The 17063-nt window shown below is 33.8% G+C and carries 15 protein-coding genes; 2 read left to right on the top strand and 13 right to left on the bottom strand.

Annotation, left to right across the window (positions count from 1 at the left end; all coding sequences use genetic code 11):
- Positions 1-8: 8 nt before the first annotated feature.
- The 7 genes from UABHE_RS14605 to UABHE_RS14575 all read right to left on the bottom strand — a co-directional run bounded on the left by UABHE_RS14605 (position 9) and on the right by UABHE_RS14575 (position 7173).
- A complete protein-coding gene (locus UABHE_RS14605) occupies positions 9-518 on the bottom strand; it encodes a YqiA/YcfP family alpha/beta fold hydrolase (RefSeq protein ID WP_372371076.1) in 510 nt (169 codons plus the stop codon).
- Between the two features lie 57 nt (positions 519-575).
- Positions 576-1781 (bottom strand): DUF418 domain-containing protein, encoded by a 1206-nt coding sequence (locus UABHE_RS14600; protein WP_372371075.1) that lies wholly within the window; start codon positions 1779-1781, stop codon positions 576-578.
- 58 nt (positions 1782-1839) lie between these two features.
- A complete protein-coding gene (locus UABHE_RS14595) occupies positions 1840-3213 on the bottom strand; it encodes a HEAT repeat domain-containing protein (protein WP_372371074.1) in 1374 nt (457 codons plus the stop codon).
- Positions 3214-3352: 139 nt separating this feature from the next.
- The gene (locus tag UABHE_RS14590) at positions 3353-5023 is read right to left on the bottom strand and encodes a HEAT repeat domain-containing protein (RefSeq protein WP_372371073.1); all 1671 of its coding nucleotides are present in this window, start codon (positions 5021-5023) and stop codon (positions 3353-3355) included.
- A gap of 125 nt (positions 5024-5148) precedes the next feature.
- Complete coding sequence (locus UABHE_RS14585) at positions 5149-6141, bottom strand: NAD-dependent epimerase/dehydratase family protein (RefSeq protein ID WP_372371072.1); 993 nt, start codon at positions 6139-6141, stop codon at positions 5149-5151.
- 20 nt (positions 6142-6161) lie between these two features.
- The gene (locus UABHE_RS14580; protein WP_372371071.1) at positions 6162-6962 is read right to left on the bottom strand and encodes a metallophosphoesterase; all 801 of its coding nucleotides are present in this window, start codon (positions 6960-6962) and stop codon (positions 6162-6164) included.
- A 1-nt stretch (position 6963) separates the two neighbouring features.
- On the bottom strand, positions 6964-7173 hold the full coding sequence (locus UABHE_RS14575) for a putative signal transducing protein (protein WP_372371070.1): 210 nt from the start codon (positions 7171-7173) through the stop codon (positions 6964-6966).
- 708 nt (positions 7174-7881) lie between these two features.
- Between UABHE_RS14575 and UABHE_RS14570 the strand changes: the two genes are divergently transcribed.
- Positions 7882-8694 carry an E3 ubiquitin ligase family protein gene (locus tag UABHE_RS14570; protein WP_372371069.1) on the top strand — a complete coding sequence of 271 codons (813 nt, stop codon included), beginning with the start codon at positions 7882-7884 and terminating at the stop codon, positions 8692-8694.
- 10 nt (positions 8695-8704) lie between these two features.
- Complete coding sequence (locus UABHE_RS14565) at positions 8705-8998, top strand: hypothetical protein (protein ID WP_372371068.1); 294 nt, start codon at positions 8705-8707, stop codon at positions 8996-8998.
- A gap of 19 nt (positions 8999-9017) precedes the next feature.
- Here the strand turns inward: UABHE_RS14565 and UABHE_RS14560 are convergent, their stop codons facing one another.
- The 6 genes from UABHE_RS14560 to UABHE_RS14535 form a co-directional block, all read right to left on the bottom strand.
- Positions 9018-9770 (bottom strand): type III pantothenate kinase, encoded by a 753-nt coding sequence (locus UABHE_RS14560; protein ID WP_372371067.1) that lies wholly within the window; start codon positions 9768-9770, stop codon positions 9018-9020.
- On the bottom strand, positions 9754-10794 hold the full coding sequence (gene add, locus UABHE_RS14555; RefSeq protein WP_372371066.1) for an adenosine deaminase: 1041 nt from the start codon (positions 10792-10794) through the stop codon (positions 9754-9756). The genes UABHE_RS14560 and add overlap by 17 nt, the downstream gene beginning before the upstream one ends.
- 151 nt (positions 10795-10945) lie before the next feature.
- Complete coding sequence (locus UABHE_RS14550; RefSeq protein WP_372371065.1) at positions 10946-11626, bottom strand: site-2 protease family protein; 681 nt, start codon at positions 11624-11626, stop codon at positions 10946-10948.
- Positions 11626-12789, bottom strand: a complete 1164-nt coding sequence (locus tag UABHE_RS14545) for a 2-isopropylmalate synthase (RefSeq protein ID WP_372371064.1) — start codon at positions 12787-12789, stop codon at positions 11626-11628. The genes UABHE_RS14550 and UABHE_RS14545 overlap by 1 nt, the downstream gene beginning before the upstream one ends.
- Position 12790: 1 nt before the next feature.
- Positions 12791-13483 carry a HEAT repeat domain-containing protein gene (locus UABHE_RS14540; RefSeq protein WP_372371063.1) on the bottom strand — a complete coding sequence of 231 codons (693 nt, stop codon included), beginning with the start codon at positions 13481-13483 and terminating at the stop codon, positions 12791-12793.
- A gap of 453 nt (positions 13484-13936) precedes the next feature.
- On the bottom strand, positions 13937-15670 hold the full coding sequence (locus UABHE_RS14535) for a hypothetical protein (RefSeq protein WP_372371062.1): 1734 nt from the start codon (positions 15668-15670) through the stop codon (positions 13937-13939).
- Between the last annotated feature and the right edge of the window lie 1393 nt (positions 15671-17063).

Raw genomic sequence — 17063 nt, 5'->3', positions numbered from 1 at the left:
AAAATAACCTAAGAAGTGATCAAATCTAAAAAGTTACGATATAGTTTTTCAATTTCATCTAGTACACCAACCAAACGATGGTCGCCATCAATAACATGCAGATCACAGTGATGTTTTTGTGCAAAGCGCATAGAGTTTTCCACGGGAATAATAGTGTCATTCCATCCGTGCACAACGCTAATTTTCGCAGCCTGTGATTTATACTTTTGGCAAGAATAACCGGGCATATAGAGTGCAGGGGCAAGTAAAAATAGACCTAGAGCCTCTATACGCTGTGAAACCACAGTTGCTAAATATCCGCCCATACTTGAACCAACTAAAACAACTTTTTGATACTTATTATCATAGATATTTTCCATAAAGTGAACAACGCGCTCATCACCATTTTTGGTAAACGAATAATCAGGGCTTTCTACCGAAAATGAATATTCCTTCGAAATTTCAGCTAACCGCGAAATTTTAGTTCCCCACGGTCCACTTTCTTTACCGTGAGAAAAATATACAATAGATTTTGACATAGTTTACTACCTCGATCTTGGAATCTATTACAAATTCATTTTATCTGCGTTGTGACTTTAATTTTTACGTATCAATCTAAAATCATAGGTTAAATAACGCCAAACACGCTCGCATGGTCCAAAAGAAAATTTTCGTAGCCATAATTGAGAAAATATAATTTGTACGCTCCAGATAAGTACAACGACAATACATTGTTCCCATCGCGCTAATTTCCCAAACATACCGAAATAATAAAAAATCACACTGCATATAAGTGATTGACTAAGATAATTAGTCAGTGACATACGCCCAACACACGCAAGAGAATTTCTAAATTTATGAAAGACACTGCTTTTACACCACAAAATAATAAGCGCTACGTATGAAAACACCAGTGGTATGGTTCCAAAAAAATTCCACAATGTACCAATAGTTCCACTATACTCCAAACTAAATCCTTGCTCAAGATTACATATTATACCAAAAGAGATAGCTGTAATACCGCAAATAGCACCATAGAGAAGAAAACGCAGGTAATAGTTTTTGCTTTTTTCGCCTCGCAAGAAACCACTCCTGTATATAGACATACCAATAAGCATCCAACCTAGACCATACCACAAAGTATATAGCACAAACATAATCGTTTGCATAGCTAAAGAATATTCAGCGCGCAGCGCAAACTGTTCTTGCCAACTCCCTTGTTGCCAAATACGCGTTTCCATTTGCTGCTCCTGATATACTGTAGATTCGTCTAAACCTGCTGCAATCAGATCATCCTCTGACATTTGCAAAAAAACCGCATGAAGTAGTACACTTAGAAATGCATAGACAAGAAAAGCGCAAATTCCACTTATAAAAAGTTTCTTTGCTGAAGCATTTCTCCATAGGTATAAAACAAAAGCACACAGCGCATAACTAACAAGTATATCCCCAAACCAAATTATATAAGCATGAAAAAACCCAATAATAAGTAACCAAAAATTACGTTTGTAATGAAGAACCCCACTACGACGACCTTTTTTCTTAGCATTATCAAGTATAAGTAGAACACTTGCACCAAAGAGCAGCGAAAAAATAGCCATGAACTTGCCATTTGCAAAAATCATACATGCAATCCACACCAACATATCAACACCAACAAAATCCTCTACTATTATAGGATTTTCGTAAGACGCTGATGGCATGGCAAATGATTGGATATTCATCACTAAAATACCGAGTATTGCAAAACCGCGCAAAACATCTAGAATAACAATTCTTTTTTGAGGTTGAACTGAATCCATAATTATTACCGTTTCCATATAGTAATCTAGGGCCACTAGCAAAGTAGTTACGAGCGATTTAATAATCTCGTTTCGTAAGAGCTTGTGCTGCTTGCATTTTAAAAAAACCACTTCCGTCATTTAAAATAATATTCATTAACGCTCTTTTAATTGATTTACTCTGAGGGTAAACATTACCTAAAGCTATTATTGCATTACGACGAACTAGCCAGTTTTTATGTTTCAATAACTTAAGCAATAAAGAAATTCCTTCTTCTCCTGCACTGGATAATGCCAATGCAGCATAAACACTTAAGAAGGTATTTTCTCCTTTGACAATCTGCTCTAATGTCGAAAGGCTATAGGGCTGCGCATAATCAAGATCCCTCAGGCTCACGTCAACCACTCTTTTTTCAAAATATTCTAACATAACGGAAATAAGAAGTTTTTTATATTCAACAACAGGTTTTTTTCGAACACTCGATAATTTCTTTTGTAAATTTTGCTTTTTATATGATTTAAATCTATCAAATTTCTTTATAAGAACACCAGCGCGCGGACAAGACTCTTTTACCTCCACTAAAGCTTGACGAGCCTTTTCACCAAAACTTAGTAATATCCTACTTGCCATAATTCGCATATAGCGGTCCTCGCCACTTAAAATCTCAACAAGCGCACTAACAATTAGCGAAGAATTAGTTTCCTTAGACTTTTCTTCTAAAGAGTCTAGTATAGAAATATTATAGTGTTGAACATTATTATCACTATACTTTAAATTTTCCAAAATAAGCGAAACAAAAGCTTCTCCTTTTGATTCATTTACCATTTTAATAATTATTTTCTTTGCCACTTTTGTAAGATCGTGTGTTCCCAAGTTAAACTGTTCTTTATTTGCTCCTGTCAAAATAACGTGTAAATACTTTTGAACAATAGCATCTTCACCCTGAAGCTTCTCCATCAACTTATCGGGTAAAATTTTTTTCTCACTCTTTATCAAATTCTTTATGACATCTCCAAGCCGTTTATTTATTGCATTTTTTACATTACTTTTATTACCAGAATCAAGCTGTTTTAAAATTTCAAACACGCGCATTTTTATAAAGAGATCTTCATTTTTTAGATTTTGAACAAACGGAGTTAAATCCTGCTCTACAGAACTCAAAACATATTCACATTCCTTAATTGAATGCGAATTGTTTCTAACAAAACTCAAAATTTCTAAAAAAATAAGAGATTTATGGTCATTAAGCTCAGAAAGTACATAAAAAATCGCAACACTAGCAGTTTTTGACCGCAATTTCTCAAATAAAAAATGTAAGTATTTCCTATTATTATTGTCATTTATTATCTGAATCAACGAATCAGCAACAATATTATGGACTCCACGATCTTTATCGCTTAGCGCATCTACCAAGCCTGCAACGACCTCATCAGAGGCTTTTTCACTTCTCAATTTATAGGCTGCGCAAATTCTTTGTATCCAGTCTCCGTGTTCTAAATCTTCTAATAATTGCTCTGTGATTTGGGCATTCAGGCAACAACTGAAAAGAATAAGATATACCTTCCACATAATAACATCCCCTTGCTACAAATTAATGTATAGGCAGCGACAAAGCTTGCGCCGCCTCTAACCTCAATAAACCAATTTTTTCGCTGCGAATCACATTTACAAGCGCTGAAACAACCCTATGGTCTTCTTGTAACAAACCTAAGGCCCTAATCGTATTTCTTTTTACTGACCATTTGGGACGCTTTAATAAATTTAAAAGAGCAAGAATAACCTTCTCTCCTCCTACCTTCCCTAAAGTATTCGCTGCACTAGCACTCAAAAAAACATTATCTAGTAACACAATATCCACTAAAGTGTTTACCGTGTAAGGTTCGGAGTAAGTTAATTTTTCAACTTCATTCTGAGCCTCACGGTGACCAAATGAGTAGTCAATCTCATCTAAAAAAAGTTCTTTCAGTTTTACTTCATAATTTTTCTTACGATTATCGATAGGCAACGGATCTTTGATTTCATCTTTCTGCTGTATAGCTTTTAACAAACGGTCAATGCGATGAGGATAATACTTTTGAGCTAAAATTAAAGATTTTTCAGCTTTCATACCAAACTTATATAAAGTTTTATATGCTAACATACGCATATAACGATCATCATCATCCAAAAGATTAATAACTGTATTTATAATCGCTGGTGTTACTATGTTTATCTCAGAAAAACATTTCGTAAGTCGTCGCCGAAATTCATTTTGTTTTGCACTCTTTAATTTGTCCGCTAAACATATATCTACTTTTTCGGAGATAAACACTTTTGGAAAAAAAAGTGCTATTTCAACTACAGATTTTTCAAGATTTTCATACTTTTCGTTTTCATTCAGTAGTTTAGCTAAAGGCAGTAAACAGTCGCTAGTATTTTCTTTCGAAGCTCTAAGAATATCAATAATATGGTTTTTTACTTCCAGTTTTTCATGGGACAACAATTTTTTCAATTCAGGAATAAAAGCTTTACCCTCTTTGCTTGATGTCATTCTAATAATCATTTTTTTCACTGCTTCTGCAACTTCATTTTCTTCAGCCTTGACTACACGCGCTTCTATCTCCTTTGTAAGCGCAAAGACATATCTTCTAACAATGCTACTTTCAACCTTCAATTTTTCTGATAACTCTTCGAAAAACTCTTGCTCTTCTATCAAAATCTTAACTGTTGTTCTTAAATATTCATCTATATCTTCGCTGTACGGCAAATAACCACTGTGATACTGCTTTAAAATAGCAAAAATTCGCTTTTTTACAAAAACATCTTCCTTTCTCAATGTTTTCAACAAAACTGGAGCAAAGTCTTCTTTTTTTCCTATCTTTAATGCTAAAGTTGTTTTTCCAGGATGCTTTTCTAAAAAGCGTAATATTTCAAGAAAAATCAAAGACTTTTTTTTCTCAGTTTTACTAAGTACGTATAAAACTTTTTTGATATTCTTTTTAAGTCGTAGATGATCAAAAATAAGAGATAAAACAATAGCACTTTCATCGCTATTTGCTGCTCGAATAAGAGCGCTCGTCGCTAAATTCTGAACACCAATTTCTTTATCATTCATTAGTTTTATAAGATGTAAAACCAACTCTTTATTAACTTCCTTATTTCCTAATTCGTAAGCAGCGCAAATCCTTTGTGTCCAATCTTTACGCTCTAAATCTTCAAGTAACTTATCCATTGTCTGCGCATACAAACAACAGCTCAAAAGAAAAATACATACTTTCCGCATAATATCTCCTAGCATTCACTTATAGAAAATCATCATAAAATCAACAGTAGTAGACAACTAATTACAAATTTAATTCATTCGTTTAGAATCTCAATATTTGATTGCGCTGCTCAAAATATCAATGATTATTCAATCTTGTTTTGCCACCACAATAGAAACTCGTCAACCCCCTCTTCCAAACTCTGTTTAGGGTCATAACCTAAATTCTTACGAGCTTTTGTTATGTTCATAGTCATTGATTTAGCTAAAGCAGCAACAGTAATAGGAAGTAAACGTGGTTCTTTTTTACGTCGAAGGGCTAACGAAAAAAACTCGTTCAATTTTGCAAGAGGAAAGACCACTGAATACGATAGTTTTTTGCGCTTAGTAGGCAATTTCATCTTTGTAATGACCATATCGACAAATTCCCAAAACTTAACAGGTGAACCATTGCTAATGTTATAAACCTCTCCCATTGACTGCGAAGAAACATCAATACAAAGAAGTATAGCACAAACCACATTCGTTACAGTGGTCATATCAACAATGTTTTCACCATTCCCTATTTGTACTAGCATATTTGACTGTTGCAAACGTATAAGGCGCGGTAAAATTTGATTATCTCCTGCTCCAATCACAAAGCGCGGGCGCAAAGAAACCGTCAAAAAACTATTACTGTGCGCTGCTTCTACTAATTTTTCAGCTTCGAATTTCGTTTTTGCATAGTGATTTGAAAACTTTACAGGTAAATCCCCTTCGCTAAGATCTAACTGATCATTGTAGTTAAAATAAATGCTTGGTGAAGATATATTAATAAAACGGTTAGCTCCGTTTTTCTGCGCAGCAGTGAGTAATTTTTCTGTGGCCAGAACATTGGCTTGGTAATAATCACCGTACTTCCCCCAAGTACCTGCTAAACCAGCACAATGTATTACCACATCAATATCGCGAGTAATTTCCTCTAAATGTTTTTCATTTAACAAGCTACCACTGTAAAAAGTGGCACCTTTATCGACCAAAGGCTTGCCTTTGTCATGATTTCGTCCGCAACTTCGCACTTCTTTATAATTCAAAGTTAATAATTTCTCTACTGTACGACCACCAATAAACCCTGTTGCTCCTGTCACTAAAATCCGCATTGCCTTTTCCTTAACTAATTTCAATGGTAAATAGTAAAAATATATTTCTCTAGCTGCGACACCTCAGTAAATTTTTCTGATAAATCAACGAAAACATAACTTTTATTTTGCTTTTCTGCGCCAAAAATAACTGGACAAAGCTGGTTATTTCCTTCGACAAACCATCCATCTAGAGAGCGATCATGTCCATGAATAACAACATTTATTGATAAATTTAAATTTTGCGATAAACGCTTCAAAAGATTTGCTGTTACTTGTTCTTCCTGTCCATAATGACTTAAGAAACTGCACAGCACTTCATTTTGATAATTATTATTTTCTTTGGGATCAAAAGAAATATCATTAAGATCTTCTATGTTTAGTAGTGTATCATCAGGCGAACCGTGCGTTAGTAAAAGCCCGTTTGGAACGACAATAGCAAGAAGTGAGTTTTGAAAAAAATACTGCATTTCAAGATGCTGTTTACTGGTAATTGAGGAGCGCAAATATGCCACCTCATCTTGATGAAATTTACGCGTAGTTCGTCCACCAATATGTCCATGATCGTGGTTTCCTAGTACATAGTAAATATTTTTATTTTTCGCCATCAAATCCATTAATTCGGAAACAATATCCCATGATCGATCACTATAATCGTATAGATTTTTTTTGCGATGTTCACGACTGGGTCCATGCACAGCGTCTCCCAAAATAACCCAGTATACAGGTTCTTCTTGGCAGAAGAAAAATTCTTTCAATGTTTGAAAATCACCATAGTTTCCGTGTAAGTCAGTAGAAATTAACAGACGCCCTTTTTCAGGAAGAACGGTATACTTTTTCATCTCAAACTCGTAAAATATTCAAAGCTTCTTCAAGTCGATCTTCTAAAACAAGTAGTTCAACTCCCCCTATTAGTTGAACAGGCATCATTTCCATTCCACCACTATCATCAGCAGAAACATTTGCCATAATTCCTTTTGATTCCAAAAGCGACTTCGCTAGTTCTGCTTCTAAACGATTTGCAAATTTTTTAACGCAAATTATTCTAGACATCTTAATTCTCCTACATAAATTTTTCGATATTTTACTTAATACAAGCAATCATTTTTTTTATAATGATTAGGGCATGTTCCTAGAACTCGTTGCAAATTTTTACAAACAAATTATATTATTTGATCGTACTATATAATAGCATCTAACAACCTGCAAAATTAATTGAGGGCGAGAAATTCAGGCATTTGAACTTCTAACAAAACATAAAAATAATTTTATAACAAAACGTATCGACATTTAGGTTTTTTTGAAAACATAAAACTAGGGCGTATCATCATTCAAAATATTGTGTGTTTTTTCGAGCCCGAGCCCGTTTGTGAGCCCGTTTCCGAAACTTTCACTAACAATTTATCAAAGAAGCAAAGTTTCTTTTTCCATCGCAAAAAACTAGTATTGAACCAATAAATCACTTTCTGTCGCTCTCAAAAAGTTTTCGGGCGCGGGCTCGCAAACGGGCTCGGGCTCAATACTACTGGCGTATCATTAAATGAATCCGTTATATTTTTATCTGTATTGATGACACGCCCTAGTGTTTCAAATTACCGAATTTGTTGAAAAAATAAATGTTGATCCTAAAAAATAACCAAATTAGAGGTTAAAAGGAACAATGCTGTACCTTAAAATAATTTTATAACAAACTCTAAGCACTACCACCAATTACTTCAAACCCCTAACTGCCAAAACAACTGGCCTAACAAGGAAAATTAAATGACAGCTTATTACGTCGCCTCTGGAATTACAGGAACTATAGGAATCATCTTCTGGTTCATACGTAATTCTTCAATAAAAAAACTACAAAACATGATTGACACCCCTACATCCACAGTAAAACAACTTGAAGATCGTCTACATCACAGTAAAGGGCAAAACGCAAACGAAGAGTATAGAGAACAAGTAGAAGTCAAAGGTAAAATCGTTTGCGAAAAACCCTTAATCGGCGAATTATCCAAACGAGAATGCGTTTACTATGATACCAAAGTCACTCATGAATATGAAGAAACCTACAAAGAAAGAGATTCTAACGGTAATAGTGTTACAAGAAGAAGACGCAGTAGTGATGTAATGACAAAAGACACACGTCATATTCCCTTTTACTTAGAAGATGAGACCGGCAAAATTCTCATTGAAGGTGAAGGAGCAGATATGGATACAGTGCAAGTAGTTAATAAACTAGAGCGCCATCCTCGCAACAATAATTTAGCAATGGGTAACATGGTACTAGATCTTGCAAGAGTCATTACTAATCAATCTCGAAATCGTACAATCGGTTATCGTCTAAAAGAAAGTATTGTACCACTAGATAAAAAACTATACATACTAGGGGAAGTATCTAGTAACGATAAAACTTTATCGATAAGAAAACCTGTCGCATCAGGAAGTCCCTTCATTATATCAACAAAATCAGAAGAACAGCTGATACGTAGTCAACAAAGTACAGCAAAATGGATGGCCATCATTGCTTATGTATTTTTTATAGCTTCTGCCACACTAATTTTAATTGCGCTTAAGAACTATTCATAGGAGATAGATAATGGCTCTACGTAAAAAAGGATCTCGTGTTATTACAGTGGATGATATAAAGTACCGCTGGGTAGTAGCTACAGATAAAAAAGGTTTGCACTTTGTTGCAGAATACGCCGACGAACCAGGCCAACGTATAGTCGTTGCTTTTCATCGGGAAGATCAAAATGGCGAAGCAACATCAGTCACTCCTGCCGATGTTCAAAGCCTTATAAAAATTGCTTTACAAAAAGGTTGGAAACCACAAAAAAAAGCGCATCAGCTTCATTTGGGACAAGGAGAAAAAATTTTAGAACGCGTATAAAAATTAGGGCAATAATGCCCTAATTTTTTTTCGCCAAACTTAAAATACCTCTCATCCCTAAATCAGGATAAACACTATCAATTTCACATGAAGCGCGCTCAATTTTACTGATCATTCCACCGCTCGCAACAACAGGGATATCATTTTTGCCAATTTCTTTTTTCATTCGAGTAATAAGTCCATCAACAAGTCCAGCGAAACCATAAAGAATTCCACTACTCATTGCCCCCTCTGTTGTTTGTCCAATAGCCTTCTCTGGTAATTCTAAGTATGTCGTACTTAATAACGCTGCGCTATCAATAAGTGATTCAACAGAACCTTTAATTCCTGGAGCTATAGCGCCTCCAATAAGAACCCCCTCAACAACAGCAAATATCGTTGTTGCCGTACCCGCACAAACAATAATGACATTTTCGCCAACAATATCAACAGCTGCTTCAGCTAGAATAAGAATATCTGCGCCTATTTTTTTACCTATACGTTCATCTAAACTAAAAGAAAAAGAACTCTGTGTATCAATAAAAGCAGCGTCAATATTCTTGGTTTTACTCAACATTTCAAAAGCAATGGTTACTGATGGTACAACACTTGCAATCCACAGTTTTGGTATATTTGCAATACTATGTTCGCGACAAATATTGCGCAGTTGAAAATAATATTCATCAATAGATTGATCGCGTATCGTTCTAAAACGATAAACCTTGACGACCTTATTATTTTTAATAATCCCTACTTTGTAATGAGTATTTCCAACATCAATCGCCCAACACATCAGGTGCTTTTTCCTCCCAAAATTTTTGTAACTCACTTAGCATAACTTGTTTTTCACTAAATGGTAAAAAAGCACTACTAAAACTATTAAGAGTAAGCTGCTTCACATCATTCCAATTCAAAGAATATGTTTCAATGGCAAGTAAGTATTCATCAGTAAGTGTTGTTGCAGACATAAGGCGATTATCAGTATTAAGAGTAACACATAGCCCTTGCTTTATAAATTCTGGAAGTGGATGTTTTTCTAAAGGAATCCCTGTTTGGGTATTGCACTTCAAACAAACTTCAAGCGCAATACGATGATCATTTATATATTTCGATAGTTTTTCATCTTCTAAAAGCGTAATACCATGACCAATACGTTGTGCACCTAGCTCTATTGCTTGAAAAATACTTTTCGCACCAAATGCTTCTCCAGCATGTATAGTTCGATTAATTAAATTTTTTCTTACTACAGCAAAAGCTTTGCGATATTTTTTCGCTGGATTTCCTGCCTCTGGACCGGCCAAATCAAATGCAACAACACCTTTATCGCGATATTTAATACATAAATCGGCCATGACAAGAGCTTCATCTACCGATTTTTGACGCATAGCACAAATAATAAGTCCTACTTTAATTTTGTATTTTTGCTGCGCTTTTTCAAAACCACGTAACACTGACTCGACAATCTCTTCGTAACTAAGCCCCTTGTTAGAATGCAAGATAGGAGAAAAACGTACTTCTAAGTACCATAAATTTTCAAGCGCTGCATCTTCCGCTAATTCAAAAGCAACTCGTTCTAAAGATTCTTTTTCTTGCATAACGGATAAAGTCATGCGAAAAGCGTCAAGATATTCAACTAAATCGAGAACTTTTCGTCCACAAATAAGATTTTTTTCTAAGTCGTTAGCTTCATAACTGGGCAAATCAATTTTGTACTCACGAGCTATATCAATAATTGTATTTATGCGAACAGAACCGTCTAAATGACAGTGCAACTCACTTTTAGGTACAGACAGAATATCTTTTTTGGTTATTTCCATAGACGAGCCTACATATCTAGATTATTGTTTATGGTACTTATAGTAAAGTATTCGTTTACTTGATACATCCAAAATAATTTTCGTAACCATGGAATTTACATTTTAAATCAATGGTTTATTTACAACAAGTAAATTACTTTTACAAGTCCCTCTATACAGGAAAATGAAAATAGCATTTCCATACAAATTGCCAACAAGGTCTGACATAATCATTCATTATTGTCATAAAGAACTGCGGATAGTTCCAAAAAACATAAAGCAAAGCCAAAATACCAATCAAATCTAAAATGATAAAAAATCTCCAACGCGGCAAAAATCCGCAAAATGCCTTAAAACCATCTAGAGGAGGAAAAGGTATTAAGTTTAAACATACAAGTAGTGCATTAATCAGCACACAATTACCTAAAAAATTTACAAGGAAACTAGAGCTTAATTCTTTTGGTGTCATAAAAAATTTACTAATAATCATCACAACTAAAGTTGTCACTATTAAGAAAAAATTCATTCCAGGACCAGCAAGAACCGCTGACATCGTATCACGTCCACGCCTACGCAACAATTCAATATTGATAGGGACTGGTTTTGCACTTCCAAAAATAATTTGATAATCAGAAATATATAAAATAAGAGCCGGAAACAAAATTGTTTCTACAAGTCCTATATGTTTAAAAGGATTTAACGTAACGCGATTCTTTACAGACACATCCCCACAAGCGTAAGCAATTCGAGCATGAGCATACTCATGTAATCCAGAAAAAATAAAGATCATTGCAAAAAAGTACGCTAAACTTATATAGTGGTCCTCATGCATATGAAAAAATAAATTCCACATTACAATGTGTCCTCCACATTTTGCTTACACCACAAAGCAATCCGTTCTAATTCTTTTAGATCATTAACTGTGCGACCTGTTTCACCAATAGACTTCACTTCATGGAGAACCTGCATTGTAAAAGAATCAGAAATGTCTTCCATACCAATGCGTTTTAGTCCATACTTAACAGACGAAATGCCCGACATGTGATCCAAGCATATTTCCATCTTACGCCCCACAACTTCTGGCGCAAGGCTATGATAGTGTATCGGATTCATAACAGCAGCATGAGTGTGAACACCAGCGCAATGTGTAAAAGCATTTTTACCAATAATAGGTAAATTCTTTGCAATAGTAATATCGGCATACTCACTCACGAATTCATATAAATTACTTAATCGTAGTAAATCCCAATCGGTTTTTATTTCGAAATCTTCACGCAATAATACCAATAATTGCGCTAAATCAACAATTCCCGCGCGTTCACCTATTCCAAGAACAGTACAATCAATAATATCTGCTCCTGCGCGATAACCATCTATAGCATTTGCGAGTGCTAAACCACGGTCATTATGACAGTGCACAGCTATTTGCGGCGAAAGGTTCTCTTTGGTAAATACTGCTTTCAATTTTACCACAAAATCATACATACTACGGTCTGTTCCCGGTATCATATACCCAGTGGTATCCGCAATGCTAATAATATCTGCACCTGCTTTTACAGCAGCCACTGCAACCTGCGCTACATTATCAAAATTAGAACGTACAGTATCTTCAGGTGTGTAACGAATAGTAAGATCTGGTTGTTGTTCTCGAGCATAGGCAATGATTTTAGTTATTTGGTCTACAGCATAAGAAATGTCTTTTTTAAAAACGCCATCTAATCTTGCATTCGATACACAATAAAAAATTCCAAGAAAATCAACTCCACAATCTAAAGCAGTATCAACATCCTTTTTAGTTGAACGCGAATGTGCTGCTATTTTTGCTTTTAGTCCCATATTAGCAATTTGTTTTACAGCTTTATATATATTTTTGCTGATAAGAGGGTGTCCTGCTTCAATAATATCAACACCTATATTATCAAGTTTTTCAGCAATGGCGAGCTTGTTATGCCCTTCAAAATAAACCCCTGGAGTTTGTTCGCCCTCGCGCAAAGTTGCGTCTAATATCTTGACCATTTTACTCACCTAAACTACTCAAGAACTCTCCGAAAGGATGATATTGAATCACCTCATTAGGGTCCATTTCTAAATTTAGCCCACACTCAGGACATGTAGCTGCACTTTCAATTTCTGTACCGCACGCTGGGCACTCTCCTGTAAAACCACTTCCAGAACCCAAACCAAAAAAATCTTTCAAAATTCCTATTGCTTTATCAAATTCATCTTCAACTACTTCAAACGTTACCTCTTCTCGATAAGAAGGGTAGTCGGGATGTCCACAACAAACAACATGTTCACGGTAAATAATATTTTCTTCAGCAAACATTTCTTTAATTGTTTCCGCTTCTTCACCCGCAAATTTCCAGATTTTTTTAGTTTTTTTTCCTTTAACATCCCCAGAAAAATCAGTAACAATCGGTACTTGTGCTGTAAGTAAACATTGCATCATCATACGGCGAACATCATCATCTTCTTCTACTAAGAAAGCTTCTTCAACACTCAAAAATCCATCTTTGTTCTTTACACCTATTTGCGCTATAATTCGAATCATACGATAACGAATTTGCCAGTCTTCGTTCTGCAAACACGGAAGTATTGCAAGTACGGCTTCCTGTTTAAAACCAACTAAAACCTCGCATAATTCGCTGCGAATTTCTCCGTCCTCTTCCTCTATAATTTTTTGCACTAAGTCTTTAATATCATCTTTCATCTTTTTGTCCTACAATCTAAACGAACGCGAATACCATGAACTTATTTTAAAACTTTCGCAATGATATTCCAGAAAAATACCCAAACTTTTTCTGGAGTATGAATAACAAAGCATTTTTCTTATAATTTTTATTAACAGCTTTGTTAGAGCATATTGCAAATATTCAAAAGGAAACGATTTAGAATTGTTGTTGGATGATAAGGCTGGTACAATTGGTTTAGAGGAGGTTGACAACAAGGTCTGGCAACGAGAAAGGTGTTATTATCAGTTCTAATTTCGCTTTGACATCTTCAATTCCACTTCAAAATAACCAAATCTTAACTTGGGCAAAAATCAGTGGAATTTTAGGTTTCTATAGAATCTTATTTCAGAGAACTACGAATATCTAACATTTATCGTTTAGTTATATTGGTGTCATTTTTAGCATGTCTGTTAGACTTTGTCTTGGCTTTTCTATTCTTCAAAAGCAATTTCTTTGATAAAACTAAGTTCTTTTACAACTTTCTCTGGGAATTCAGTACTTTTTTTATTTACATATTGTAAAAGTTTTTTACTGTAAGCAATTTTTACATTCATTCCACGGCCAATACTATCTCTAGGAACTTCATCCTCTGCTGCCAGCCAAAGTTTTCTCTTTGTTGATTTGCGTAAGCGATTTATTTTCACCTGGAATTTATCTTTTAACTCTGTAATATCATTATCTTCCTGTTTTTTTGATTCGATTTTTTCAACAATTTCTTTTTCTCTTTTTTGGGCAATTTCAATACGAGCTTTTTCTTGCTCAGCCCACTCTTCTCCCCAATTCTCTGCAAGCGCTTTTTGTAAATACGGAGAATAATTTTTCTTAGCATAATTATTTGCATAAAGAATATTCCACTTTACATACTCAAATCCATGAAGTTCGTAGCACTTTTTTACCACTTTCTTCAAAGCATTTGAACATTTTTTTATATTCATTTTTTCGAAAAGAGCTTCCATATCCATTTCAATCTTACTTTGATTTCCTTGATCAAAATCATAATCTAACTCTACTGATTCAGGCTCATCTTGAAACAAAGACAACTGGGAATTATCAACAGGAGCAATCCTTTTTATCTGTAAATCTTTCTTCTTGGCATCTTTCATAAACTCTTTATGAATCCACACAGCTTTAGGTTTGTCATTATTTTTTACTAATTCTTCATAACTTTGACGTATAGTAGGATACAAACCAATCACTTTCGAAATAGGTAAAGACGCTATATCTCTTTTTTTGCTCTTATGAAAATAAGGTATGTTATTAATCCAATCTAAGAATTCGACAAACACAGCCTGTTCTTCTGCTGTAACAATACAATCTTTAGCGCTTTCTTGCCCAGAAGAACTCATAATATCATGTACTTTAGGAGTGGCATTTCTCGCATATTCAAAAATGCACAACTTCTTTTTCTTATCAAACACATAGCTCGATAAAAAACCTTTTTCGATTAAAGAGTTCGAGATTTTGTTTAAACGTTTTCGTCGATTTGTTACATTCTTATCAACAATAGGTAACCAGCGGCACAATGCTTCTTCTGATATTGTAAACTTCCCATCAACATTGTGATAATGACGTTTAGCTAAATATTCATATAAACGCCTTGACAATCCTTCTGGTAAAGCACGATACCAAACCATATCTAATAATTGATAATATTTAGCTTCTAAATTCCCTTTAATAATGTCGGGAAAAATTAGTTCTGATTCACTAATTCTTTTGCTCTTACCGCGTTCGTGCTCAAATAAACTAGCAGAATCAAATAACGAGAAGTGTGTAGACACTTTCTTATTTCCTGCATCATCAGCTTTAATGAAACATTGTACAAATTCGTAACGAGCCTGCGCAAGTTTACGCAATGATTTTTTAATTTTTCCTACCCACGCTTTGATAGGAGTTAGGTTTAATTCACGCGCAATATCACTATAATTTAATTTAATACTTGTTGCAGGCATACCATTTTTTACCCATATACGCATACATGCAGCATACACATCCTGTTCAAAACTCCCAGGAACGCCATATTGACATACACAAGTTAATTTGTAATTACCTCTAGTATCAGCCCACTCACTAATTGTCTTTTCGGGAACAGGTCTTCTTTTTCCAAAATGAAAAAGCGATAATTGCAAAAGGTTATTCTCTTTTGCATAAGGCTCCATATAATCCATAATTGACCTATTTAATCATACTTTCAAAAAAGTTAATCATACCGTCAGAAAAGAAAATAGCGCTTTTCAGCGCGGTATGTACCAAAAACAAAGAATAATATTAATTTTATTAATGAATAATTTTTTTGAGGTTCTATTCATACCTTCAAAAACATCTAATCATACTTTCAGACAAGTAAATATCATACTTTCAAACAAGTGTAATCATACTTTCAAACAAGTGTAATCATACTTTCAGAAAAAAAAATAGCGCTCTGGTCCTTATAATATAAGCAAACTCGCAAAACGTATACTTTACTATACTTTTATAACATAAATAATATACTACTACTATACAAGAGCCAAGTCGTAGTGGTTTTTTATAGATATAGAAGAAAAAAACCATGCCTTGATATAAGATTTACAACAATAACTTAGACATAATATATATAAAGAAAAACAAAAGGATGTATCAATAAACATAAGAAAGATACTAGCAGTGCGACAGTCTAACTAGTATTTTTTAAATATAGAAAAAATATATGTTTGCAAAATATATTATAACGCCAATATGTTTACTGCGTTATCAACGTTTGATTATTAATAATAATCTCAATATCGCGACTTTGCAAATTTTAATGCTAAAGTTTTTTGAAAGTATGATTAAAAAACCGTTTCATACTAAGAAAACAAGCAAGTTTAAAATACTGCGTATTAAATTTCTATTTCAAAATGATTAATTACTATTTCTTTTAAAAACGTTAATCTAAAAGGATCTTATTATATTTAATTTACACAATTTTGTTATCGTAATGAAGAAAAAAATCATATCTATATATGTATACTTTTTTGAAAGTATGATTAAATAATCAATATTTGACCTTGTCGGTAAAGTTTCCTGATTTTATGAAAGTAAGATAGAGTTTTCAAGAATAAAGTTTTTTGAAAGTATGATTGAATATCGAGGTTTTTACTAAAAAGTTTTTTGAAAGTATGATTAAATAATCGAGCTTTGTCCGCTTCTTAATGTGATTAATTAAGTAATAGAGAAATTTACCCTAATAAATTTTAGTTATTAAAGTTTTTTGAAAGTATGATATAAATTATTTTCGTGTATTTTTCTTGAACTTGAAAAAATGGTATATTAATGCGCAATTTTTGTTAGCGTATTTGAACTGATTAGTACTTTTGAATTCTTTTTAATATGTAGTGTAATAGATCGCAAACCACTGTATTTTCTATGATTTTATATTAAAATGCAGTTATTTATGTTAGAATTCTTTTTTGAAAGTATGATTAATATGTTTAAGTTTTATGGTATTTCTTTTTTGAAAGTATGATTAAAATTTATCGATACATTTTGTTTTTTTCCGGTATTTGTTAGATGACAGGTAATATTTTAGAGTATGGTAAT

The sequence above is a fragment of the Candidatus Uabimicrobium helgolandensis genome, assembly GCF_041508025.1.
GTDB classification, from domain to species: domain Bacteria; phylum Planctomycetota; class Uabimicrobiia; order Uabimicrobiales; family Uabimicrobiaceae; genus Uabimicrobium; species Uabimicrobium helgolandensis.
The sequence above is the reverse complement of the archived record's forward strand: the minus strand, read 5'-3'. Positions and strand labels throughout refer to the sequence as shown.